General features: G+C 69.8%; 23 protein-coding genes and 1 pseudogene. 8 read left to right on the top strand and 16 right to left on the bottom strand.

The genetic code is table 11. The annotated features are described in order from the left end of the window. The 7 genes from L3X23_RS19955 to L3X23_RS19925 all read right to left on the bottom strand — a co-directional run bounded on the left by L3X23_RS19955 (position 1) and on the right by L3X23_RS19925 (position 3,987). Positions 1 to 204, bottom strand: a complete 204-nt coding sequence (locus tag L3X23_RS19955) for a hypothetical protein (protein ID WP_237193635.1) — start codon at positions 202 to 204, stop codon at positions 1 to 3. Between the two features lie 305 nt (positions 205 to 509). After that, a complete protein-coding gene (locus L3X23_RS19950) occupies positions 510 to 713 on the bottom strand; it encodes a hypothetical protein (protein ID WP_237193634.1) in 204 nt (67 codons plus the stop codon). 38 nt (positions 714 to 751) lie between these two features. Beyond that, positions 752 to 1,117: an IS3 family transposase gene (locus tag L3X23_RS19945; RefSeq protein WP_308116924.1), complete on the bottom strand. Its 366-nt coding sequence runs from the start codon at positions 1,115 to 1,117 to the stop codon at positions 752 to 754. Further along, positions 1,098 to 2,501, bottom strand: coding sequence for an IS30 family transposase (locus L3X23_RS19940; protein ID WP_237190097.1), 1,404 nt, complete (start codon positions 2,499 to 2,501; stop codon positions 1,098 to 1,100). Before L3X23_RS19940 ends, L3X23_RS19945 begins: the two co-directional genes overlap by 20 nt. Next, positions 2,387 to 3,187 (bottom strand): IS3 family transposase, encoded by an 801-nt coding sequence (locus tag L3X23_RS19935; protein WP_237193632.1) that lies wholly within the window; start codon positions 3,185 to 3,187, stop codon positions 2,387 to 2,389. Before L3X23_RS19935 ends, L3X23_RS19940 begins: the two co-directional genes overlap by 115 nt. Beyond that, entirely contained in the window at positions 3,184 to 3,495 is a 312-nt protein-coding gene (locus tag L3X23_RS19930) for a transposase (protein WP_237190013.1), read from the bottom strand. The genes L3X23_RS19935 and L3X23_RS19930 overlap by 4 nt, the downstream gene beginning before the upstream one ends. 108 nt (positions 3,496 to 3,603) lie before the next feature. Further along, positions 3,604 to 3,987, bottom strand: coding sequence for a hypothetical protein (locus tag L3X23_RS19925; protein ID WP_237193631.1), 384 nt, complete (start codon positions 3,985 to 3,987; stop codon positions 3,604 to 3,606). Positions 3,988 to 4,139: 152 nt separating this feature from the next. Between L3X23_RS19925 and L3X23_RS19920 the strand changes: the two genes are divergently transcribed. After that, the gene (locus L3X23_RS19920) at positions 4,140 to 4,985 is read left to right on the top strand and encodes a winged helix-turn-helix domain-containing protein (protein ID WP_237193630.1); all 846 of its coding nucleotides are present in this window, start codon (positions 4,140 to 4,142) and stop codon (positions 4,983 to 4,985) included. Continuing rightward, on the top strand, positions 4,982 to 5,659 hold the full coding sequence (locus tag L3X23_RS19915) for an HAD family hydrolase (protein WP_237193629.1): 678 nt from the start codon (positions 4,982 to 4,984) through the stop codon (positions 5,657 to 5,659). Before L3X23_RS19920 ends, L3X23_RS19915 begins: the two co-directional genes overlap by 4 nt. A gap of 368 nt (positions 5,660 to 6,027) precedes the next feature. Here the strand turns inward: L3X23_RS19915 and L3X23_RS19910 are convergent, their stop codons facing one another. After that, on the bottom strand, positions 6,028 to 7,146 hold the full coding sequence (locus tag L3X23_RS19910; protein ID WP_255733978.1) for an IS110 family transposase: 1,119 nt from the start codon (positions 7,144 to 7,146) through the stop codon (positions 6,028 to 6,030). Between the two features lie 606 nt (positions 7,147 to 7,752). Between L3X23_RS19910 and L3X23_RS19905 the strand changes: the two genes are divergently transcribed. From L3X23_RS19905 to L3X23_RS19890, 4 genes are all read left to right on the top strand, one after another. Then, entirely contained in the window at positions 7,753 to 8,409 is a 657-nt protein-coding gene (locus L3X23_RS19905) for a hypothetical protein (protein WP_237193627.1), read from the top strand. Positions 8,410 to 8,742: 333 nt separating this feature from the next. Beyond that, positions 8,743 to 9,957, top strand: a complete 1,215-nt coding sequence (locus L3X23_RS19900) for an RNA-binding domain-containing protein (RefSeq protein WP_237193626.1) — start codon at positions 8,743 to 8,745, stop codon at positions 9,955 to 9,957. A 1,037-nt stretch (positions 9,958 to 10,994) separates the two neighbouring features. Next, entirely contained in the window at positions 10,995 to 11,552 is a 558-nt protein-coding gene (locus L3X23_RS19895) for a dihydrofolate reductase family protein (RefSeq protein ID WP_237193625.1), read from the top strand. A 46-nt stretch (positions 11,553 to 11,598) separates the two neighbouring features. Next, entirely contained in the window at positions 11,599 to 11,883 is a 285-nt protein-coding gene (locus L3X23_RS19890; RefSeq protein ID WP_237193624.1) for an antibiotic biosynthesis monooxygenase family protein, read from the top strand. 76 nt (positions 11,884 to 11,959) lie between these two features. Here L3X23_RS19890 and L3X23_RS19885 read toward each other — a convergent pair whose 3' ends face one another. From L3X23_RS19885 to L3X23_RS19860, 6 genes are all read right to left on the bottom strand, one after another. Continuing rightward, positions 11,960 to 12,889: a helix-turn-helix domain-containing protein gene (locus tag L3X23_RS19885; protein ID WP_237193623.1), complete on the bottom strand. Its 930-nt coding sequence runs from the start codon at positions 12,887 to 12,889 to the stop codon at positions 11,960 to 11,962. Positions 12,890 to 12,912: 23 nt separating this feature from the next. Next, positions 12,913 to 13,404 (bottom strand): CBS domain-containing protein, encoded by a 492-nt coding sequence (locus L3X23_RS19880; RefSeq protein WP_237193622.1) that lies wholly within the window; start codon positions 13,402 to 13,404, stop codon positions 12,913 to 12,915. Further along, positions 13,394 to 14,356, bottom strand: a complete 963-nt coding sequence (locus L3X23_RS19875; RefSeq protein WP_237193621.1) for an NAD(P)/FAD-dependent oxidoreductase — start codon at positions 14,354 to 14,356, stop codon at positions 13,394 to 13,396. Before L3X23_RS19875 ends, L3X23_RS19880 begins: the two co-directional genes overlap by 11 nt. Next, entirely contained in the window at positions 14,353 to 14,664 is a 312-nt protein-coding gene (gene fdxA, locus L3X23_RS19870) for a ferredoxin (protein WP_237193620.1), read from the bottom strand. The genes L3X23_RS19875 and fdxA overlap by 4 nt, the downstream gene beginning before the upstream one ends. A 1-nt stretch (position 14,665) precedes the next feature. Beyond that, positions 14,666 to 16,798, bottom strand: coding sequence for a molybdopterin-dependent oxidoreductase (locus tag L3X23_RS19865; RefSeq protein WP_237193619.1), 2,133 nt, complete (start codon positions 16,796 to 16,798; stop codon positions 14,666 to 14,668). 77 nt (positions 16,799 to 16,875) lie between these two features. After that, positions 16,876 to 17,610: a TetR/AcrR family transcriptional regulator gene (locus tag L3X23_RS19860; protein ID WP_308116923.1), complete on the bottom strand. Its 735-nt coding sequence runs from the start codon at positions 17,608 to 17,610 to the stop codon at positions 16,876 to 16,878. Between L3X23_RS19860 and L3X23_RS19855 the strand changes: the two are divergent. Both L3X23_RS19855 and L3X23_RS19850 read left to right on the top strand, forming a co-directional pair. After that, positions 17,532 to 17,870, top strand: a pseudogene (locus L3X23_RS19855) (SMP-30/gluconolactonase/LRE family protein); the annotation flags it as partial. The gene L3X23_RS19860 and the pseudogene L3X23_RS19855 sit on opposite strands and share 79 nt — an antisense overlap. Before the next feature lie 112 nt (positions 17,871 to 17,982). After that, positions 17,983 to 18,633, top strand: coding sequence for an LLM class flavin-dependent oxidoreductase (locus L3X23_RS19850; RefSeq protein ID WP_255735203.1), 651 nt, complete (start codon positions 17,983 to 17,985; stop codon positions 18,631 to 18,633). Between the two features lie 52 nt (positions 18,634 to 18,685). On the opposite strand, the gene katG is transcribed toward L3X23_RS19850, so the two are convergent. Both katG and L3X23_RS19840 read right to left on the bottom strand, forming a co-directional pair. Continuing rightward, the gene (gene katG, locus L3X23_RS19845; RefSeq protein ID WP_237193615.1) at positions 18,686 to 20,863 is read right to left on the bottom strand and encodes a catalase/peroxidase HPI; all 2,178 of its coding nucleotides are present in this window, start codon (positions 20,861 to 20,863) and stop codon (positions 18,686 to 18,688) included. Further along, positions 20,856 to 21,314, bottom strand: coding sequence for a Fur family transcriptional regulator (locus L3X23_RS19840; protein WP_093084100.1), 459 nt, complete (start codon positions 21,312 to 21,314; stop codon positions 20,856 to 20,858). The genes katG and L3X23_RS19840 overlap by 8 nt, the downstream gene beginning before the upstream one ends.

Genomic DNA, 21,314 nt, shown 5'->3' with positions numbered 1-21,314 from the left:
TCAGACTCCCTTGCGGATGGCGAGCTGCGCGAGGCGGAGGCCTTCGGCGACTCCGGCGCGCCAGGCCTGCTCGGTGGGGATCTCGGGGGTGGTGGCGTGCAGGAACCGGCGGCGTTCGCGGTCGAGGCGGCGCAAGAGGCGCCCGACGCCGTGGGCGGGCTGGCGGACCCGGCCGTGACTGCTGCGGGCGGTGGTCAAAGGCATGACAGCTCCTTGGGAGTGGTTGCGGGACAGGGGATTCCGGTGCCGTGGCAGGTCGGGCACTCACCCGCGGTGCAGGCCGGGCAGTCCTGGCCGTCGTCGGCGCCGGGGTGGGTCGCAGGGGTGGTGCCGTAGCCGTCGCAGGTGTCGCACGAGCCGGAGCCGGTGCAGTCGGGACAGGTGCTCATCGGGGCGGGTCTCCTGGTGGTGGGCCTGTTTTCGGGCAGGGGGCAGCCACCGCGGAATTGCTGCTGATTTCGCCGATCCACAAGGGGGGTCGGCTGCCCCGTGCCCGGAAGCGGCGGCGGTCAGGCCGCGGTCGTGCTGGTGGCGCTGGTCTGGCTGCGCGCGGTTTCGAGCTGGGTGACGACGTCGGTGAGGACGTCGCGCAGGCGGACGAGGTCGCCGTGGTGGCCGAACACGGTCACGTGCGCATCCTTGCCGTCGATCCGGACTGTGGCGCGGTCCTGCTCGGGGTAGAAGTGGGTGGCGTAGCGGGTGGTCTCGTACACGTGCAGCCTGAGGTTCCCCCGCCGGCTCGGAGTGCTGATTAGCTGACCGGGGCCGGGTCGGCCCCGTTGGCGGGTGATGCGGGTTGATCGTCCAGGACGCCCTCCTGGGCGTGCCAGGTGGCCTCGTACTCATCCGGTGAGAGCCATCCGAGGCGGGCCTGGATGCGTTCGGTGTTGTACCAACCGTCGATGTAGGCGAACAGCTCGTTCTCTGCCTCCTCGCGGGTCCGCCACGATTTCCGGTAGACGAGCTCGGTCTTGAGTGTGGAGAAGAAGTTCTCCATGAGCGCGTTATCGTAGGAATCGCCGACCGAACCCATCGACGCGAGAATCCCGTGGTCTTCCAGGCGCTGCCCGAATCTTAGAGACGTATAGTTGGCGGGTTCAACCGGTCGATGCAACACCGGGCTGCGGGAGCGAGCGTAGTTGCTCTTCGAAGACCTCGGCAGGGGTCTTCCATCCGAGGACCTTGCGGGGTCGGTTGTTCAGTGCGTGAGCGACGGCCTCGAGTTCCTCGGCGGACCAGCGCGATAGGTCGGTTCCTTTGGGGAAGTATTGGCGCAGTAGGCCGTTGGTGTTCTCGTTCGTCGGGCGTTGCCATGGTGAGTGGGGGTCGGCGAAGAAGACCCGCGTCCCGGTCTCGACTGCGAACAGCGCGTGCCCCGAGAGCTCCTTGCCGCGATCCCAGGTCAGCGTCTTGCGTAGCTGTTCGGGCAGCTTCGTCATCGACGCGGTCAGCGCGGCGTTCATCGCGACGGCCCCGTAGCCGCCCAGCGACGGCCCGTTCTTGACATACGGCTTCTCGCCCCAGCCTTGCTCCCGCGGCAGGTGCACCAACAGCGTCGAGCGGCTACTGCGCTCGACGAGCGTGCCGATCGCCGACCTCCCGGTGCCGATGATCAGGTCGCCCTCCCAGTGCCCGGGAACGGCGCGATCCTCGGCTTCAGCGGGACGCTCGCGCAGGACGACATCGGCGGTCACGTGACCCTGCGCCTTGTTCCGGGATCGCGCCCGCGGCTCCCGCAGCGCACGCCCTGTCCGCAGGCACGCGACCAGCTCACGCTTGAGCGCACCGCGGCCCTCGATGAACAGCGATTGGTAGATCGCCTCGTGGCTGATGCGCATGGACTCATCATCGGGGAAGTCCACCTTCAGGCGCTGCGCGATCTGTTCGGGGCTCCACGCCAGCGACCATCTACGGTCTGCCCGGTGCGGCTTGTTGAGCCCCTTCCAGACCGGCGGTGTCGGACCCGCGACGATCGTGCCGTCAGGTCTACGGACGTTGCCCGCGAGCCGGTCTTGGACGTACTCGCGCAGCCGCGGGTTCTCGACCAGCTTCGCGGTCTTCGGGCGTTTCGCAGCCTGCTGGGCCTTCCACTGCGCCACCCCGGCGCGGTACTCCACCTTCCCGCTACGGGTGGCGGCGTTGCGGCGTAGTTCGCGTGAGACCGTCCCGGGGTCCCGCCCGATCGCCCTGCCGATCTCACGGACTCCCTTGCCCTTGGCGCGCAAGATCGCGATCTCCTCGCGTTCGTCGAAACTCAGGCAGCGACCCGACGGCTCGGTCAGCAAGATCGGCGGCATGCCGCCAGCGTGGCGAAACCAGCGGGCACCGACCGGCCACGACACGCCGACAGCCAACGACGCCTCCACCGTCGTGACACCCGTGGCGATCAGCCGCCAGAACTGTCGCTGCACCACCCGCGACGGCTCTGGCCGCCCAGGGGAACGCATCGGCGGCCGCAGCGCCCGATCAGCACGCCACTGCCGGCGAAGCCCCTCGGGCATATCGCCGGTCCTCCTGCTCCAGTCCTTCGTCGCCATCCCTGGACTCCTCCGTGATCAGGGTGTTGCGACGACCGTTTGAATCCGCCGTTCGAGCCGCGATCCGAGTGGTGGACTATCTGTCCGCTGGCGACGTTGCGGGTCCAGACCGCGTACTCGAGCGCGCCGAGGATGAGGTCGGTGTCGCAGCGGTCCGAGCAGCGCCAGCCCACGATGCGGTTGGAGAAGGCGTCGCGGACCGCGGCCAGCCAGAACACGCCCTCCCCGCACGGGATCCGGGTGGCGTCGGCGACCCACAGCCGGTCTGGCGCTGCGGCGGTGAAGTCGCGGTTGACCAGGTCGGGAGCCGGGGTGTGGTGCGGGTTCTGCCTGGTCGAGGCGACACGCCAGCGTTTGCGTAGGAACGCGCCCTGCAGCCCGTGCTCGCGCATCAGCCGCTCGACTCGCTTGCGGGAGACGTGGCGTCCGCGGCGGCGCAGGGTCGCGTGTACTCGCGGAGCGCCGTAGGTGGCGCCGGAGCGGTCGTGGATCTCGCGGATCTGTTCGAGTAGCTCGGTGTCGGCGCGGCGCCGCTGCGACGGGTCGCGTTGTTGGGCGAGCCAGCCGTAGTAGGTCGACGCGGCGACACCGAGGACTTTCAGGATCGGGGCGATCCCGAACCGGCCCTTCAGCGCCTCGACGGCTTTCACCACCTCTTCCTTGTCGGGTCCATCTCCTGGGCGAAAAAAGCGCTCGCCGCCTTGAGGATCTCATTCGCGCGGCGCAGTTCGGTGTTCTCCTTGCGCAGCCGGCGCAGTTCCTCGGACTCGGCGGTGGTCGGGCGGTCGTGGCGTTCGCCGTGGTCGGCCTCGGCCTGGCGGATCCAGTTCCGCAGCGCTTCGTGGTGCACGCCCAACTGCTCGGCCAGCCGCCGGATCACCGGCTTGGGGTCGGACTCCCGGTAGAGACGGACAGCGCGCTCACGCAGCTCGTCGGGGTACTTCTTCGGTGCTGCCACGGAGACTCCTTACACGGCCCTTCGGCCATGATCGTCGATCTCCGAGCAAGCGGGGGAACCTCAGCCCGACCTCCACATGCGTCGTCGGCAGCCACTCCGGACGGGACATCACTTGTCCCCGGACGGCCGCGGTGCCGGGGCGGGACCGGCGTGCTTGATGCCCATCGCCCGCCAGGCCAGTCCGGCGTTGACCCGCCCGGCGGTCTCGATCTGGTACGGGCTGATGCGGGCGTCGAGCAACTCGACCCGCACATCCTCACCGAAGTCCGGACCGGGATCGGTCCCCAACGTCACCTTGATCTCCTCACCCTTCGGGGCCCGCTCGCCGGGCTTGACCCGCAGCTTCGCGAACAACGACACCGTGAACTGAGTGGCGCCGTCGCGGTCGGTGACGGGCACCTGGGCGCCGTTGGCGTCCTCACGCATCTTCGGGGCGGGCGGTTCGACGACGGTCAGCTTGTAGCCGCCGAGGTTGACAGGGATGTCTCGCACTGGTGCTCCTTGGTCGAAGTGTGCCCCGATCTCAGGGCGTAGTCCGACCGTAGCATGTGCCGCCTGTGCGCCTTAGTCATGTTGGTCAGGTTACGACATAGTCCACCCAGGTGGCCTAGTCAGCCTATGCGGGAGCACGTAGGGTGAATGGCATGCAGGACTTGGACCCCGACGACCCGCGCCCGCCGTACCGGCAGGTGGCGAGCGCTCTACGTGCAGCGATCCTGACACGTTCGCTCAAGCCCGGGGAGAAACTGCCGTCCGGGCCTGAGCTGGCCAAGCGCTACGGCGTCGCCCGCATGACCGCACAGCAGGCCATCCGCGTGCTACGCGAGGAGGGCCTCGTCGTCTCCCGGCAGGGGAGCGGGGTGTTCGTGCGTGAGCGCACCGAGCGCCCCGTTGGGCTCCGGCCGCACATCGAGCGCGCGTTCGAGGCCGAGAAGGTCACCATCGACTTCGCCGGGTTCTCCGGCGAGACCCTGCACGGCGCGATGTCCGAGCCGCTCGACAAGATCCGGGCCGGCCAGGTGCGCCCCGAGTCAATCCGGGTCCGGATCCTCGTCCCGGACCCAGCGCAGCCCTGGGCCCTCCCGGCGACCGTCGACGGGCTTGCGGACAGCCCGGCGTTCCGGGCGCGGGCGACCGGGATCATGCAGCGCCACACCGAGGCCGTCGTCGAGGCGGTCAACGAGCTCGGCGAGCTCGGCCTCGTCACCGACGCCGCCGCAGAGGTGCGGGTCGCGCCCGCGGTGCCGCTGTTCAAGCTCTACGTGATCAACGATGCCGAGGTGTTCTTCGGCTACTACCCGGTGCAGGAGCACACGGTGAAGCTCGACGGCGACCAGGTCCCCATGTGGGATCTGATGGGCAAGGACGCCACGCTGTTCCACCACAGCGCCGACAGCGACCCCGACACCCTCGCCTCCCAGTACGTCGCCCAGTCGAAGATGTGGTTCGACAGCGTGTGGGGCAGCGTCGCGCGACCGTTCTCCCGGTGAACCTCGCCAAGCTCCTCGAGGAGCGCCGCCACGTCCTTCTCGACTTCGACGGTCCCGTTTGCGCGGTGTTCAGCGCGCGTGGAAGCAAGCATGCCGCTGACACGGTGCGGCGGGCGCTCGGAGCCGCGGCCTGGCGCGAGATGGGCGACGACACCGCCAGCTACAGCGACGACCCGTTCGACGTCCTCCGCTACGCCTGGGCGCGACTCGACCGGCTGAAGGCCGACGCAGCCGAGCAGGCGCTCACCGCCTACGAGGTCCGCGCCGTGGCCGACCTGACTCTCACCGAAGGAGTCGCGGAGGCCATCGAGTCGCTACGAGCTGGCGGACACACGGTGACCATCGTCAGCAACAACTCTGAGCGGGCCATCCACGCGTTCATCGACGCGCACGCCCTGGCCGAGCAGATCGATGGCGTAGTCGGCAGGACCCGCGCCCGGGCCCAGGACCTCAAGCCGGAGCCCTACCTCCTCGACCGCGCCCTCGAACAGCTCGCCGCGAAACCAGCCGACGCCGTCCTCGTAGGAGACTCGATCACCGACATTCAAGCGGCCCGAGCCGCCGGAACCGCTGCCATCGCCTACGCCAACAAGCCCGGCAAAGACCGAGCCTTACGCTCCTTCGAGCCCGACGCTCTGATCAAGTCCATGGACGAGATAGCCCACGCCGCGTAGGCACCGAGCGAAGATCAAACCATTCACACCTGATATGTAGGGCGTTCTGTCAAGTGGGCAGGGTGAAGCGGTGCCCATGACCGTCGTCGTGGGCACCGCTTCATGTCCGGACGGGACGGGTGCTGGTGGTGGCGAGCGTGTCGGCGTTCGACGCGTTGTCAGTCTGATATTCGCGGGTTGGATACCGCAGGACGGACTGTTCGGCGTGGCGGGTTCCGCGGTCTAGGCACGAGCGTGACCAGCAGGTTCTCCGCTCCCCGGCGACGGGGTGGCAGCGGTTGCTGGTCGCTCATAGGTGTGTCGCGGGTCCGCTCACAGGCGCAGCCGTCACCACCGGGCCCGGGTCCGGACGATCAAGGGTGGCCCGGTCAGTCAGGGCCGTCGAGGACGGCGAGGGACCAGCACCATCCGGCGAGTTCGCGGGCGATCGCGGTGTTCGCCACGACCGGCAGCTTGCGGCGGGCGTCGAACCCGACCCAGCGGGCGTGCAGGCGCCGGTTGGCGCGCTCTCCGCGGTCTCGGGCCGCCGGCCCGGCGTGTTCGTGCCGGCGGCGCAGGACCGCGCTGGGTCGTAGCGGGCGGCGGTGATGCCACGCCGCCTCGATCAACAGGCGTCGGGCGTGTCCGTTGCCGGTCTTGGTGATCGAGCCTTGTGAGCGGGTCGTGCCGGAGGAGGACTCGGTCGGGACCAGACCGAGGTAGGCGCCGATCGAACGCCCGGAGAGCCTGCGCCAGTCCCCGATCTCGGTGGCGAGTCCGAACGCGGTCAGCGTCGACACCCCGCGCAGACACCCCAGCCTGGCCACGACCGGCGCGTACTCGCCGTGGGCGGCCATCTCCGCGATCGCGGCATCGAGACGGTCGCGGCGGGCCAGAGTGGCCAGCAGGGTGTCGTAGGCGATGTCGAAGGTCAGACCCAGGCCGGGCTGGGCGGTGAAGATCGGGAGTCGCCGGCGGGCTCGCAGCCAGTGATCGTGGTTGATCGTCCAAGGCTTCCCGCCGGAGTAGATGATCCCGTGGCGCAGCAGCAGTTTCGACAACCGGTGCCGGGCGGCCATCAGATCACCGCGGACGTCCTCCCGGGCCCGTGCCACGTCCCGGGCCGCTTCCTGGGCGATGCTCGGCACCGTCACCGGGACGATCTCGTCGAGGTGCAACAGTCGGGCCAGGTGCCGGGCGTCGCGCTTGTCGGTCTTGACCCGGTCCCCGGACGGGCGCTGCAGCCGTGACGGCGCCGCCACCTGACACCGGAGGCCTTCGTCGGTGAGGAACCGGGCCAGCCCGAACCCGGTCGGCCCGGCCTCGTAGACGACCTCCACCGGGCCCGGCAGAGCCTGCAGCCAGGCCATCAGCTCGTCGTGGTCCGGGGTCAACCGGCGCTCATGCAGCTGCCCGGTCACCCCGTCGAGCCCGCACGCGACCACTGATCGTGCGTGCACATCCAGTCCGACACTCGTACGCTTCCGCTCCACTGGGGCCTCCCACATCTTGTGGCACTACCGGCCAGGAACCTCATTTCCTGCCCGGCAACCCACGTTCACATGTGGCGAGGCCCCAGCCCGGACCTCCATACCGTCTATGCATCGTGATCATCTGGCGTTTGCAGGCACTACGGCGGGTGACCGCCGAACGACGCGTCTGACCCGTATGAGATCTTGATCCGATGTTGGACGCTGCACGCCGCGACCTGGCCCGGATGCGTAGCAACCCGGCTGACTGGCAGGAGCTGCGGTACGTGCCCGCCTTGGATGCTGACGGGCGAGGCAGCGATGAGAACGCAGCCCGTCGTGCAGCAGTCCTCTGGGTCCTCCAGTACGAGAGTCATCAGCCCGAAGACCTCGCCCTTGTTCGGTGGCTGGCCCAGGAGGAGGCGACATGCCGCCATAAGGCACCCGGCAACGGCATGACCGAAGTGACCGAACTTGCCGGCCTCCTCCTGGCGGAGCATCGCCAACTCGACGACGTGTGGCTGCAATACAAGATCAAGATGGCGAACTTCGACACGTACTGCGGGTACGATCGCCAGCACCTCGTCGCAGCCGGCCCTCACGAACTCGGGACATCCGGACACTGCGAAGGTCCTCGATCTGATCATGGAAGAGGACGGCACTCCGCAGATACAGGAACCAGACCTTGAGGCGTGGTTCCTGAGTCGCCGCGAGTGGTTTCCGGCCGACCCAGCCGACGAGAATCCACTCGTCTGGGTCGAGCGAGCGGATCAGCTCGGCGACAAGACCCTGGCACGTCGCTTGCTCGATGACTGGGCAGCGGGGCGGCCTCGCGACGAACGCACACTGTCCACTCTTCGCTGGAAGCTGGTCGACTTCGGCACCTACGCCGAGGCGGCCGACGTGATGCGGGAGATGTTGTCTCTGAAGCCTAACTCCGCGTCGGACCTGCTCCACCTTGCCGAGCTAGAGCGCAAGGCCCACCGGCACGATGCTGCGTGGGAGTCACTCCAGGACTGCCGCCGCGCCCTGGAGAACGAAGATGGATGGCAGGACGTCGGCCTTGGTCGCTTCTACATCGGGGAGCTGTTCCTGCTCGCGGGCGCTGCCCCTGAGCCGCTCTCTCACGTCGTTTTCGCCCAGGCCGATCGGGAAGCGCCCACCGTGTCTCGTCTCGCCCCCGTGACCCTCCGGGCCGCGCTGGACGCCGCTCGCAAGATCGGCCATCCCTCGGAAGCTCAGTACCAGCATCTACGTGACGCCGAAGACGAGCGCATCGGACGGCCCCCCGTGGACGACTAGACCGGTTGCCTCGGGCTCCGACAGCCAGACCGCGGCCAGACCGCGGCCAGACCGCGGCTGCGGGGTTCAGACTTTCTCTTCCTGATCAAGGCGGCGGCTCCGCCGCCGCGCCGCTTCCCGCCGGCCGGGGCGTGCGGCCTCCGGCCGGTCCCCGTCCGGCGCGCGGCCCACGCGACATGCCCCGCTTCTTGCCCGGATAATCGCAACGTTTGACACGCTCCGCCAGCGAGGCGGAGGCGGCGTATGTGCTGGTCAGCGGCCCAGTTGGGCGCTCAAGAGTCGCTAGGCGGGGGTCAAATAACCAAATAACACGCGTCCATGTACTTTACGTCCATGCAGGCGGACGACCTGGCCACCCTTGTCGCCGATCTACGGGCCGAGGGCAGCGACCTCGCTGAGGTCGAGGTCAAGCGTGCTCAGCGTGGCTTCCCGGATAGTCTAGCGCCAACGCTCTCTGCATTCGGGAACACGCCGGGCGGCGGGACCGTCATCTTCGGGCTCGATGAGAACGCGGGCTTCCAGGCCGTCGGAGTCTATGACGCGTCAGAGTGCAAGCGAGCGCTAGGCGCTGCCGTACGGAACTCTGTCGAGCCGCCTCTAACCTTCTCGGCGTCAACGGTTCAGTTTGAGTCGAAGGAACTCGTTGTGGCTGAAGTTGACGAGCTTCCTGGGAGTTCGAAGCCCTGCCGGGTCACAAAGACTAAGAAGTCATACCTCCGTTCTTATGATGGCGACTATCCGTTATCTGATGTGGAGGAGCAGGCCTTCCTGGCTAATAGGGAAACGCCAAGGTTTGATATTCAGCCCGTCAATGGGACCTCTGAGGGCGATCTCGATCCTGACTTAGTTACGGTCTATCTTCGGAACTGTCGCCAGGGGTCCTCCTCGCTTGACAAAATGTCTGATGCTGAAATCCTGCACAAGACAGGCGTAACTACTGGTAGTGATCGCACGCTAACGCTGGGCGGTATTCTCTCGCTCGGAACATACCCTCAGCAGTACTTTCCAAATCTAGTTATTCAGGCAAGCGTGGCGCCCGGCCCGGATGACCCGCCGGGAACGAGGGCGGTAGATGCGCGGAAGTTTGATGGGCCTATCCCGGTAATGCTAGATGAAGCTCTCCGCTGGGTTTCGCGGAATACCAGGACTCGAGTCCAATTCGGTGCTGACGGACAGGGAAGAGATGAGACGGAGTATCCGGCCGAAGCTGTGCGTGAGCTTTTGTCGAATGCACTGGTTCATAGGGACCTCGGGCCGTACTCACTTGGTGAGGCGATTACTCTTCGCCTAGAGACTAGCCAGCTCGTCCTCTCGAACCCCGGCGGCCTCTGGGGGCTGACGGTAGCGAAGCTTGGGCATACTAACGTAACCTCGGCGCGTAACGGATACTTGGTTAGAATTTGCCAGAATGTTCGGGTTGCAAACACCGGAAATCGCGTCGTAGAAGCGCGCTTGCCAGTGGTATTCCGACAGTGCTTGAGGCGGTCAGGCAGGCCGGAATGGTTCCGCCGCGCTTCCATGATCAAGCCATCAGATTTTCGGTTCTGATGCCCAATCACACCTTGTTGGCGGCAAGCGATCTACGATGGCTGGCTCACGTGGCGTCAGGAAAGTCCCTCGGCGATACACATCGACACGTGCTTGCCTCGATGCGGCATGGTCGGACGTGGACCAATAAGACACTTCGAACTACTTTCCCTATGGACTCACGAGACGCTAGGCGTGTTCTGGGTGAACTGGTGGACTCCGGTCTGGTGGAGGCTCACGGGGAACGCGGGGGGCGTATATATCGTCTGGGGCCGAGTGTTCCTCGACAGCTTGAGCCGCCTAAGCTTCCATCGGCTGTCTCGCTGCCTCGCGGAGGAGAGCAGGTGCTTGATGTCCTCGGGAACGGTGCGGCAACTAGGGCTGAAATAGAATCCCGCACTAGCCTTCCTTCGCGACAGGTTCAGCATGCATTAGATCAGCTTCGGCGAATGGAGATTGTTGTTCTTGAAGGCGGTCGAGGTATGCGGAACAGTACGTATCGCTTGAGGTAAGGAGCGTCCTGTCAGGCGTCTGGGTAACGGCACCCTCGCCGGGCGGGCAGATCAACAGGATGGAGGCCCGTGCCATCCCGACGACCTCCCGGAGGGCTACCACCCGGCCACCCGTGGGCGGAGCGTGCGTAGGTCGGCCGGCGGTGGCGTCGAGGGCCGCCCACGGGCGTCCGGGCGGTCGGGCTGCGCCAGGTCGACGGGATGGCACTCAGTGGGCAGGCGAGTGCGAGCTGGGCTGTGACCAGAACTGTGACCAGGACGCCGCGGGACGGTCGATCCGGGGTGGGGTGACCTGAGACGGTGCGGGACCGTCGATGCTGGTCAGGGCGAAATGTGGGCCACTCATGAGACGCCCAGAGACCTCCTGCTCCCGACTCATAACCCAGAGGTCGTAGGTTCGAATCCTACCCCCGCTACGACGCGAGAGGCCCCCAGGACATCGTCCTGGGGGCCTCTCGCCTGTCCGGGGGTCTTGTGCCCCGCTCCACCGATGAGCCCACGCCGCTCGGACGGTCTGCCGTTCGAGATCACGACCCGGGGAGCGGCATGGGCATCGTCCGCTACGGCATGAACACCTCCCTCGACGGTTTCGTCGAGGACGCGTCCGGCGGCTTCGGCTGGTCCGTGCCGGACGACGAGGTGCACCTCGCCGCGAACGCGCAGGCCGAGGAGACCGCGGCGTTCCTGTTCGGACGCCGGATGTTCGAGATCATGGACGAGTTCTGGTCGGCGCCCGAGCGTGCCGACGGGCCCGAGGTCGAGGCGGGGTTCGCCCGGGCCTACGTGGCGACGCCCCGGATCGTCTTCTCCGACACCCTCGCCGCGGTTCCGGACGGCTGTCGGCTGGTCCGTAGCGCGGACGCGGTGGCGGAGGTGCAGCGGCTCAGGGCGGAGACCGACGGGATCCTCGGCCTGGCCGGGGCCACGCTGGCCGCGTCCCTGGCCGACCAGATCGACGAGATCGTGCCCTTCGTGGTGCCGACGGTCGTCGGCGGCGGGAAGCCGTTCCTGCCGCCGGGTCGCGCGTTCGCGCTGAGCCTGGTCGAGCACCGGGTGTTCGCGGCGTCGGGCTGGACGATGCTCCGCTACCGGGTGACGCGGTAGCGCAGCGACCCTGGCTCACGGGCCGGATCCGTGATCCCATGCCGTCGTGCTCACCGCGATCCTGGACCTGTCGCTCCGCCCCGACGACCTGGAGGCCTCGCTCGCCACGCTGCGCGAGATCCTCGTCGACACCCGCGCCTTCCCCGGCTGCGCCGGGGTCGAGGTGCTGGTCGACACCACCGACCCCACCCACGTGGTCGTGTTCGAGCGCTGGGACTCCGACGAGGCCGACGCCGCGTACCGGGCCTGGCGGGCGGGGGAGGGGGCCTCGGGGCTGGGCGACCTGCTCGCCGCCCCGCCGACCCTGACCCGCTTCCACACCGTGGACTGAGACACCGTGGACCGACACACCGCGGACTGAGACACCGTGGACCGAGACACCGCGGACGGGATACGGCCTGGGAGGTTCAGGCGTGCGCCTGCCGGTGCTCGCGGGGCGAACAGCCGAACCGGCTGCGGAAGGCCCGGCTGAACGTGGCCGGGTCCGGCATGCCCCACCGGGCGCCGACCGCGCCGATCGAGAGGTGCGGCGTGCGCAGGTCGGCCCACGCGCCCTGCAGCCGCTGCTCGCGGATCGAGCCCGCGACGGACTCGTCGGCGTCGGCGAAGATCTTGTGCAGGTAGCTCACCGAGATCGCGCAGGCGGCCGCGACCTGAGCGGGGTCGAGGTCGGGGTCGCCGAGGTGCGCCGCGATGTACGCGCGGGCACGCACGAGGTGCAGGTTCGGCGCGCCGTCGGGCACCCGGCTGCGGACGAGCGCCACGAACAGGTCCCCGATGGTGCGCGCCAGGGCGGCCTCGCCCGCCTCGGGCAGGTCCTCCGCGACCGCGCGGTCCAACGACGACAGCAGTGGCGGCAGGAGCGCGCCGATCCCGCGCCTGCCGTCGAAGGTGATCGCGGTCGAGGCGGCCATCTCGGCGGCCGAGAGGGGCAGGTCCCGCTTGGGGTGCAGGCAGACCGAGTACTCGAAGCTGTCGGTGGTGGCGAAGGTGAAGGGGCGGCTGGAGTCGTACAGGACGAACTCGCCGGGGCCGATGACGGCCTCGCGCCCGTCCTGCACGATGAGGGTGCGGCCCCGCCGGGCGAGTGCGATCTGCAGATAGTCCTCGTCCGCGCGGCGGACCTGCCCTTCGGTCCGCACGAACGTGTGCGGCACCGAGGAGATCCGGCGCAGGTGGGTGTCCGCGACGTTCGCCGCGGTGACCCGCCCGGTGACGAGCCCCCCGGGCGTGGGCGTGACGTCCAGGGCGACGAAGTTGTCGCAGACGGTCGACCGCCAGAAGTCCAGGCGATCGTTCTCCGCCACGGCGGAAGTGTCGATCGTGACCAGGGCCATGTCGACACGGTGCCACGCTCACGTCACCGGCGCGTTGCCTCCAGGTGAGTTTCCCCTGTTCGGACCTGTCGGGCGCGGACCCCGGCGTCGGAGCAGAACCCGGCGCCGGAGCGCTTGAGACAGAGCAGCCCGAGCAGCCTCCCGCACCCGTCGACGACGGCGAGCCTGCGCCGCCCGGCGGCGCGCAGCGCGTCCCGGACGGCGAACAGGTCGGCGTCCGGGCGCACGGTCCGCCCCGCCAGCCCGCCGATGTGGCGGACCGGCGCGCCTGCGGGCCGCCCGGGCAGGTCCGCCCGTTCGACGACGGCGAGGAGCGTCCCGTCCTCGACGACCAGCAGGGCGTGCACGTGGTCGTCGGCGAACGCCGCCCGCGCCTGCCCGACGGTGGTGGCGGGCCCGCACGTCTTGGGGGCGTGGAGCATCGCCGCCGCCACCGGGACCGGTTCGCCCCGCGCGGGCAGCCTGCCGTAGGCGTGGTCGGTGACGAGCGCGCGAGACACGTCCCTAGGCCGCATCGCTCGAGTGTCCCGGAACGACGGGCAGATCGGGGCGGACGAGCGGCACGAGATTGTTGACGGCCAGTGCGGCCTCCCCGAACCCGACCGAGATCAGCTTCACCTTGCCCTCGAAGTCCGTGACGTCACCGGCCGCGAACACCCGCGGCAGGTTGGTCCGCATGGACCGGTCGACGGCCACGGCCCGCCTGCTGAGCTCGATCCCCCAGGAGGACAGGGCCGCGAGGTCGGCCTTGAACCCCAGCGCGGCGACGATCTCGTCCACCGCGAGCGTCTCGACGCCCACGGGCCCCTCGACGTCGACCTCCGCGACCCGGTCGGGGCCGCGGACGTCGAGCACCTCGTAGGGGGTGAGGATCCGCACCGACGAGGCCTCCAGCTCCTTCACGCTGCGCTCGTGCGCCCGGAAGGCGGTGCGCCGGTGGACGAGGGTGACCGAGGCGGCGATCGGCTCCAGGCACAGCGCCCAGTCGACCGCGGAGTCACCGCCGCCGACGATCAGCACGTGCCGGTCGGCGAGCTCCGCGGGCCGGGGCACCGCGTACCGCAGGCCCCGGCCCGCGAAGTCGCCCCCCGCGGGGAGCGGACGCGGAGTGAACCGGCCCATGCCGCCGGTCACCAGCAGCGCGCCGGCCTCGATCCGGGCGCCGCGGTCGGTCTCCAACACCACCCCGTCGGGCCCGTGGTCGAGCCCGACGGCGTGGTGGCCCAACAGGTAGGTCGGGTCGGCGGTGGCGGCCTGCTCGACGAGCGAGTCGACCAGGTCCTGGGCCCGGACCCGGGGGAAGCCCGCGACGTCGAACACGGGCTTCTCCGGGTAGAGCACCGACATCTGCCCGCCGAGCTGGTCCAGCGCGTCCACCACGGCCACCGAGAGCCCGCGAAACCCGGCGTAGTAGGTGGCGTAGAGGCCCGCCGGACCCGCCCCGACGACGGCCAGGTCGACCTTCATCGCGGCCTCCGCTGCGCCACCAGGGGGTGGTCGGGCACCGGGTCGGCGTCCTCGCCGCCGCCGGACAGCCCGTTCGACCGGACGGTGACGGCGTTGGCCTCGACGAACGCCGCCTGCTCGGCGGGCACCTTGTACTCCCAGTGGATCGCGTCGCTGGGGCAGGCGGGCATGCACTTGCCGCAGTCGACGCACTCGTCGGGGTGGATGTACATCATCCGGTCACCCGGGTAGATGCAGTCCACCGGGCACTCCTCCATGCAGGAGCGGTCCTGGACGTCGATGCAGGCCTCGGTGACGACGTAGGCCATGTCAGGCGATCTCCACGTCCACGAGGGTGTCCGAGAAGGTGGGCGCGTTGCCCAGGTCCCCGAACACGGTCGGGTTGACGGTCGCGAGCGTCGCGGAGGCCTTGGAGTTCTTCCGCCAGCCGCCCATCGGGCTCACGACGACCCCGCGCGGCACCGTGTCCTGCACGGTGGCGACCACGGTGAACGTGCCGCGGTCGTTGAACACCCGGACCGGGGCGCCCTCTTCGATGCCGCGGGAGGCGGCGTCGTCGGGGTGGATGACGAGGCTGTGCTCGCTCGCCACCTGGCGGTGGAAGTCGTGGTTGCCGAAGCTGGAGTTCAGGAACGCGTGCGACTTCGGGGTCAGCAGGTTGAGCGGGTAGCGCGCGGCGAGCTCGGGGTTCGTGGCGGCGGACTCGCGGGGCGCGATGTAGTGCGGCAGCGGGTCCACGGGCTGGCCGGGCTGGTGGTCGTTGGAGCCCTGGCGGAACAGCGGGACCACGAAGTTGCCGCCCGCCGCGGCGGCGGACACGAACTCCGCCTTGCCCGACGGCGTCGGGAAGTTCCCCTCCGCGTGCGGGGCGTACTCGTCGGGGCCGGGGACGGTGAGCCGCTGCCAGCCCTTCTCCTTCAGCGACTCGACCGTGATCCCCTCCATGTTCGGGTGGGACCAGTCGAAGGCCTCGGCGATCATCTCCTCGTCGGTGCGCTGGAAGACGGGGTCGTCGTAGCCCATCGCGGCGGCCAGCCTGCGGAACAGCTCGGTGTTCGGCACGGCCTCGCCGAGCGCCTCGATCGCCTGGTGGTTGTAGGTGATGTAGAGGTGCCCCCAGCTGAACATGATGTCCGACTGCTCGAGCTGGGTGGTGGCCGGCAGCACGATGTCGGCGTAGTCCGCGGTGTCGGTCATGAACTGCTCGGACACCACCGTGAACAGGTCCTCGCGCTTGAGTCCCTCGATGAGCCGGTCCTGGTCGGGGGTGGTGACGACCGGGTTGGAGTTGTAGACCATCAGCGCCTTGAGCGGCGGGCCCTCCGGGAGGTCACCGGCCAGCGCGGCGCCGAGGGTGTACTGGTTGATCACCCGCGTGCCGGGGGTCAGCATCTCCGGGTGCATGAACGCACCCCAGTTCACCGGGAAGGCCCAGAGCGGGAGCTGCAGGATCCCGCCGCCCGGCTTGCGCCAGGCACCGACCAGACCGGGCAGACAGGACAGGGCGCGCACGGTCTGCCCGCCGCCCGCGTGCCGCTCCACGGCGACCCCGATCCGGATGACCGACGGCTGCGCGGTCGCGTACTCGCGGGCCAGCGTGCGGATGGTCTCGGCGGGCACGCCGGTCTCGGTCTCCGCCCACTCCGGGGTGTAGCGCGCGACCCGCTCCGCGAACTCGGGGAAGCCGACGGTGTACCGGTCGATGTAGTCCTGGTCGGTCAGCCCCTCGGCGATGATCACGTGGGCCATGGACAGCGCCAGCGCGCCGTCGGTGCCGGGGCGGATCGCGATGTGCTGGTCCGCGGCGGCCGCGGTGCGCGAGCGGATCGGGTCGACGACGACGACCTTCGCGCCGTTCTTCCGCGCCTTGGCGATGTAGGGCCAGAGGTGCAGGTTGGTGCTCATGATGTTGCAGGCCCACACCAGGATGAACTTCGAGTGGACCAGGCTCTCCGGGTCCACGCCCGCGGTGTCGCCGATGGTCATGGCGTAGGCGGTGCAGGAGCCGGAGTCGCAGTAGGTGCGCTCGGCGACCGTGGCGCCGAGCTTGGCGAAGAAGGGGTCGCCGACGTTGAGGCCGTTGAGGATGCCCTGGGTGCCGAGGTAGCTGACCGGCATGATCGCCTCGGGCCCGTGCTCGGCCGCGATGGCGGTGAACTTCTCGGCGATCTCGGCGACCGCCGCCTCCCAGGTGATGCGCTCGAAGCGGCCGCTGCCCTTCGGGCCGGTGCGGCGCAGCGGGAACAGCACGCGCCCGGGGTCGTACACGCGGTCCAGGTAGTTGTTGACCTTCACGCAGAGCCCGCCGTTGGTGTACGGGTGGTCCGGGTCGCCCGCGACGTTCACCGCCCGCCCGTTCTCGTCGACGTTCACGAGCATGGCGCAGGTGTCCGGGCAGTCCTGGGGACAGGCGGCCCGGACCGTGGTGGTGGCGGCGGTCATGGGGAACTCCTCCGTGGTGGGGCGGCGTCAGGGGTCGATCCTGGCGGAGGAGGTGCGCCGCGGGCTTGGCGCAGAGGTCAGAGTTCTTGGCGTTGCGTGCACGGTGCGACCATCCGGATCGCCAGGTCGGCGTAGAACGCGCCGACGTCCTCCGGGGCGTCCGCGCCGTCCGTCCGGTACCAGCGGACGAGGTCGATGCTGAGCGACAGCAGGCCGCGGACCAGCCGGTTGACGTCCGGGGCGGCGAAGCATCCCGCGGCCACCCCGCGGGCCACCACGTCCCGGAAGACCGCGTTGGTGCGGTGGCGCAGGTCCCGGATCTCGGCGTAGTGCTCCGGGGTGAGCCCGGTCAGCTCGTACTGGCACACGCGGGCCGCGACGTGGCACCGCGCGTGCCAGGCGGTGTAGGGGGAGACCATCGTGCGCAGGCGGCCCTCGGGGTCCGTCGGGTCGCCGGGCCGCGGCGCGAGCACGGCGAGGGCGTGCTCGTGGCCCGCGCGGACGATCGCGTGCAGCGTCGCCTCCTTGGACGGGAAGTGCACGTAGAGGGCGGCCGGGCTGAGCCCGACGCCCTCGGCGATGTCCCGGGTCGTGGTGGCGTGGAACCCGTTGGCGGCGAAGCAGCGCACGGCCGAGGTGAGCAGGCGCTGCGGGACCGCGCCGAGCTCGGCGGGCCAGAGCTGCGCGGAGTCGTCCTGCAGGCGGGGGTCGACCTCGACCTTTCGACGTCGCCGAGGACGGGTCGCTGGCGAACCGGCGCACGTGGGCGGAGTTCGGCCCGGTGCCCACCGAACGGGACCTGGAGAAGGCACTCGGCCAGGTCGTCGTCGCGCCGGACGGATCGGCCCTCGACGGCGACGGCCTCTGGATCGCCGACGCCGTGGGCGGCCGCCTGATCCGGGTCGTCGAGGGCGGCTCGATCACCGCCGAGGTCCCCACCGGCACCGGGGTGTTCGCGTGCGCCCTCGGCGGCGCGGACGGCCGGACGCTGTTCGCCTGCACCGCGCCCGACTTCCACGAGGCCGCCCGCGCCGCCGCGCGGGAGGCCGCGCTGCTGGCCTACCGGGTCTGACCGAGAGGAGGACCCCGATGGAGGTGTCCTGCGCGTTCCCGACCGCTCTGTCCACACCGGGCGCCGGGCGATGGGTTACAAGGCCATCACCTGGGCGTTCATGGAGTCCTAGCTGCGCGCCTACCGCGCGCTGCTGCGCGGCGAGGTCGTCGAGTGGGAGGGCGCGCGGATGCGGATGCTGCACCCGGACGGGCCCGCCCCGGCCCGCCCGGTCGACGTCCCGATCCTGGTCGGCGCGCTGGGGCCGAAGGGCCACTCGGTGGCGAGGGAGCTGGGCGACGGGCTGTACGTGACCTTGGCGCTGCCCGAGTTCATGACCGAGTACTCGTGGGTGCCCTACCTGGTCTGGGGCACCGTGCTGGGGGACGGCGAGGCGGTCGACGACGAGCGCGTGCGGCTGGCGGGCGGGCCCGGCTGGGCGCTGGCCTACCACGGTGCCTACGAGTTCGGCGGGCCCGACGCCGTCCGCGCGCTACCCGGCGGTGCCGAGTGGATGGCGGTCGTCGAGGAGGCGCCGGACGAGCTCCGTCACCTGTCCGTCCACGCGGGACACTGCGTGGAGCTGGGCCGGGCAGACACGGCCGCCTGGCAGGCGGGCGGGCACAAGATCCTGCCGGAGGTGACGGTCAGCGGCACGGCCGCCCAGGTCCGGCGCAAGCTCGACGAGGCGGTCGACGCCGGGGTGACCGAGATCGTCTTCCAGCCGTGCGGGCCGGGCACCCGCGGCGAGCTGGAGCGCTTCCTGGCGGCGGCCACCGCCTGACCCGACGCGGCCCCCGGGAGCACCGCTCCCGGGGGCCGCGTCGGTCGGACGATCAGACGTCGTAGCGGTCCGCGTCCATCACCTTGGCGAAGGCCGCGACGAAGTCCGCGACGAACTTGTCCTTGGCGTCGTCCGAGGCGTAGACCTCGGCGAGCGCCCGCAGCTCGGAGTTCGAGCCGAAGACCAGGTCGGCGCGGGTGCCGGTGTACTTCACCGCACCGTCGACGTAGCCCTCGAACAGGTCCTCGTCACCGGTGGAGTGCCACTCCACGTCCATGTCCAGCAGGTTGACGAAGAAGTCGTTCGTCAGCGTGCCGACCCGGTCGGTGAACACCCCGGCCGTCGAGCCGCCGGAGTTGGCGCCCAGCACGCGCAGGCCGCCGACCAGCACCGTCATCTCCGGGGCGGTGAGGCCGAGCAGGTTCGCCTTGTCGACGAGCAGGTACTCGCCGGGCAGGCGGTGGCCCTTGCCGCGGTAGTTGCGGAAGCCGTCGACCGTGGGCTCGAGGTGGCTGAAGGAGTCGACGTCCGTCTTCTCCTGCGTGGCGTCGGTGCGGCCCGGGGTGAACGGGACCGACACCCCGGAGGCCTTCTCGACCGCCGCGACGCCACCGAGGACGACGAGGTCGGCGAAGGAGACCTTGCCGTCCGCGGCCTGGATGCCCTCCAGCACGCGGATGACCTGGGCGAGGTCGTCCGGGTCGTTCGCCTCCCAGCCGCGCTGCGGCTCGAGGCGGATGCGGCCGCCGTTGGCGCCGCCGCGCTTGTCGCTGATCCGGAAGGACGAGGCCGCGGCCCACGCCGTCTTGACCAGCTGCGACACGGTGAGGCCGGAGTCGAGGATCTTCGCCTTGAGGGCGGCGACCTCGGCGTCGGTCAGCGTGTAGTCACCGCGCGCGGGGACCGGGTCCTGCCAGATCAGCTCCTCCTGCGGGACCCAGGCGCCGAGGTAGCGCTGCTTCGGGCCCATGTCGCGGTGGGTGAGCTTGTACCAGGCCCGGGCGAACGCGTCCGCGAACTCGGCCGGGTTCTCGTGGAAGCGGCGCGAGATGGGCTCGTAGATCGGGTCGAACCGCAGCGCCAGGTCCGTGGTGAGCATGGTGGGCTTGCGCTTCGGGTCGCCCTCCTGCGGACCGGGGATGGTCGCCTCGGCGTCCTTCGCGACCCACTGGTTGGCGCCGGCGGGGCTCTTCTCGAGCTCCCACTCGTAGCCGAACAGGTTGTCGAAGAAGCCGTTGCTCCACTTCGTCGGGGTGGAGGTCCAGGTGACCTCGAGGCCGGAGGTGATCGCGTCCCGGCCGACGCCCGAGCGGTACGAGCCCTTCCAGCCGAAGCCCTGCTGCTCGATCGGGGCGCCCTCGGGCTCCGGGCCGACGAACTCGTCCGCGTCCGCCGCGCCGTGGGTCTTGCCCAGGGTGTGGCCGCCCGCGATGAGGGCGACGGTCTCCTCGTCGTTCATCGCCATGCGACCGAAGGTCTCGCGGATGTCGCGGGCCGCGGCGACCGGGTCCGGCACGCCGTTGGGGCCCTCCGGGTTGACGTAGATCAGACCCATCTGGACGGCGCCGAGCGGCTTCTCCAGCTCGCGGTCACCGGTGTAGCGCTCGTCGCCCAGCCAGGTGCGCTCCGGGCCCCAGTAGACGTCCTCGTCCGGCTCCCACACGTCCGCCCGGCCGCCGGCGAAGCCGAAGGTCTTCAGCCCCGCGGTGTCCAGCGCGCGGTTGCCCGCGAAGATCATGAGGTCGGCCCAGGAGATCTTCTGGCCCCACTTCTTCTTGACCGGCCACAGCAGCCGACGGGCCTTGTCCAGGTTCCCGTTGTCCGGCCAGCTGTTCAGCGGCGCGAAGCGCTGCATGCCCGCGCCCGCACCCCCGCGGCCGTCGTCCACGCGGTAGGTGCCCGCGCTGTGCCACGCCATGCGGATGAACAGACCGGCGTAGCTGCCGAAGTCCGCGGGCCACCAGTCCTTGGAGTCGGTGAGGACGTGGTCGACGTCCTTCGCGAGCTCGTCGAGGTCGACCGAGAGGAAGGCCTCGCTGTAGTCGAACCCGGGGAGCGGGTTGGCCTCGGCCGGGTGCTTGCGGAGGATCTTCAGGTTGAGCTGGTTCGGCCACCAGTCGGTGTTGCTCGCGCTCTCGGTGGGGTGACCGAGACGGCCGGCGTGGACGGGGCAGCCTGCGGCGCCCGTCTCGTTCATCTCGCCGACTTCGGCGTTCGGGTGCTCAGACACGGGAAGTTCCTTCCGGGTTCACTGAGGTGGTGGTGGCCGCGCACGCTGGGCAGAGTCCCCAGTAGACGACCTCGGCCTCGTCGATGGCGAAGCCGTGGTCGTCGTCCGCGGTGAGGCAGGGAGCGGATCCGACGGCGCAGTCGACGTCGGCGATGGCTCCACACGACCGGCACACCACGTGGTGGTGGTTGTCCCCGACGCGCGCCTCGTAGCGCGCGAGCGACCCGCTCGGTTGGATGCAGCGCACCAGGCCCGCCGCGGTCAACGCGCGGAGCACGTCGTAGACGGCCTGGTGGGACACCTCGCCCAGGGAGTCGCGGACGGCCGTGATGAGCGTGGCCGTGTCGGCGTGGGGGCGGTCGTGCACAGCGGACAGCACCGCCACCCGGGGCCGCGTCACACGTAGTGCGGCTCCGCGCAGCAGGCTCTCGAGATCCGCTGTCGTCGGCAC

It is taken from the genome of Pseudonocardia sp. WMMC193 (assembly GCF_021728735.1).
GTDB classification, from domain to species: domain Bacteria; phylum Actinomycetota; class Actinomycetes; order Mycobacteriales; family Pseudonocardiaceae; genus Pseudonocardia; species Pseudonocardia oroxyli.
Note: the sequence above shows the minus strand (reverse complement) of the source record. Positions and strands in the feature narration are given on the sequence as shown.

What these genes read in the sequence shown, in the direction of transcription:
- L3X23_RS19955 (WP_237193635.1), bottom strand. Translation starts at nt 204, where the DNA reads ATGCCTTTGACCACCGCCCGCAGCAGTCACGGCCGGGTCCGCCAGCCC.
- L3X23_RS19940 (WP_237190097.1), bottom strand. Translation starts at nt 2,501, where the DNA reads ATGCCCGAGGGGCTTCGCCGGCAGTGGCGTGCTGATCGGGCGCTGCGG.
- L3X23_RS19920 (WP_237193630.1), top strand. Translation starts at nt 4,140, where the DNA reads ATGCAGGACTTGGACCCCGACGACCCGCGCCCGCCGTACCGGCAGGTG.
- L3X23_RS19910 (WP_255733978.1), bottom strand. Translation starts at nt 7,146, where the DNA reads ATGTGGGAGGCCCCAGTGGAGCGGAAGCGTACGAGTGTCGGACTGGAT.
- L3X23_RS19905 (WP_237193627.1), top strand. Translation starts at nt 7,753, where the DNA reads ATGGAAGAGGACGGCACTCCGCAGATACAGGAACCAGACCTTGAGGCG.
- L3X23_RS19900 (WP_237193626.1), top strand. Translation starts at nt 8,743, where the DNA reads ATGCAGGCGGACGACCTGGCCACCCTTGTCGCCGATCTACGGGCCGAG.
- L3X23_RS19895 (WP_237193625.1), top strand. Translation starts at nt 10,995, where the DNA reads ATGGGCATCGTCCGCTACGGCATGAACACCTCCCTCGACGGTTTCGTC.
- L3X23_RS19885 (WP_237193623.1), bottom strand. Translation starts at nt 12,889, where the DNA reads ATGGCCCTGGTCACGATCGACACTTCCGCCGTGGCGGAGAACGATCGC.
- L3X23_RS19880 (WP_237193622.1), bottom strand. Translation starts at nt 13,404, where the DNA reads ATGCGGCCTAGGGACGTGTCTCGCGCGCTCGTCACCGACCACGCCTAC.
- L3X23_RS19875 (WP_237193621.1), bottom strand. Translation starts at nt 14,356, where the DNA reads ATGAAGGTCGACCTGGCCGTCGTCGGGGCGGGTCCGGCGGGCCTCTAC.
- fdxA (WP_237193620.1), bottom strand. Translation starts at nt 14,664, where the DNA reads ATGGCCTACGTCGTCACCGAGGCCTGCATCGACGTCCAGGACCGCTCC.
- L3X23_RS19865 (WP_237193619.1), bottom strand. Translation starts at nt 16,798, where the DNA reads ATGACCGCCGCCACCACCACGGTCCGGGCCGCCTGTCCCCAGGACTGC.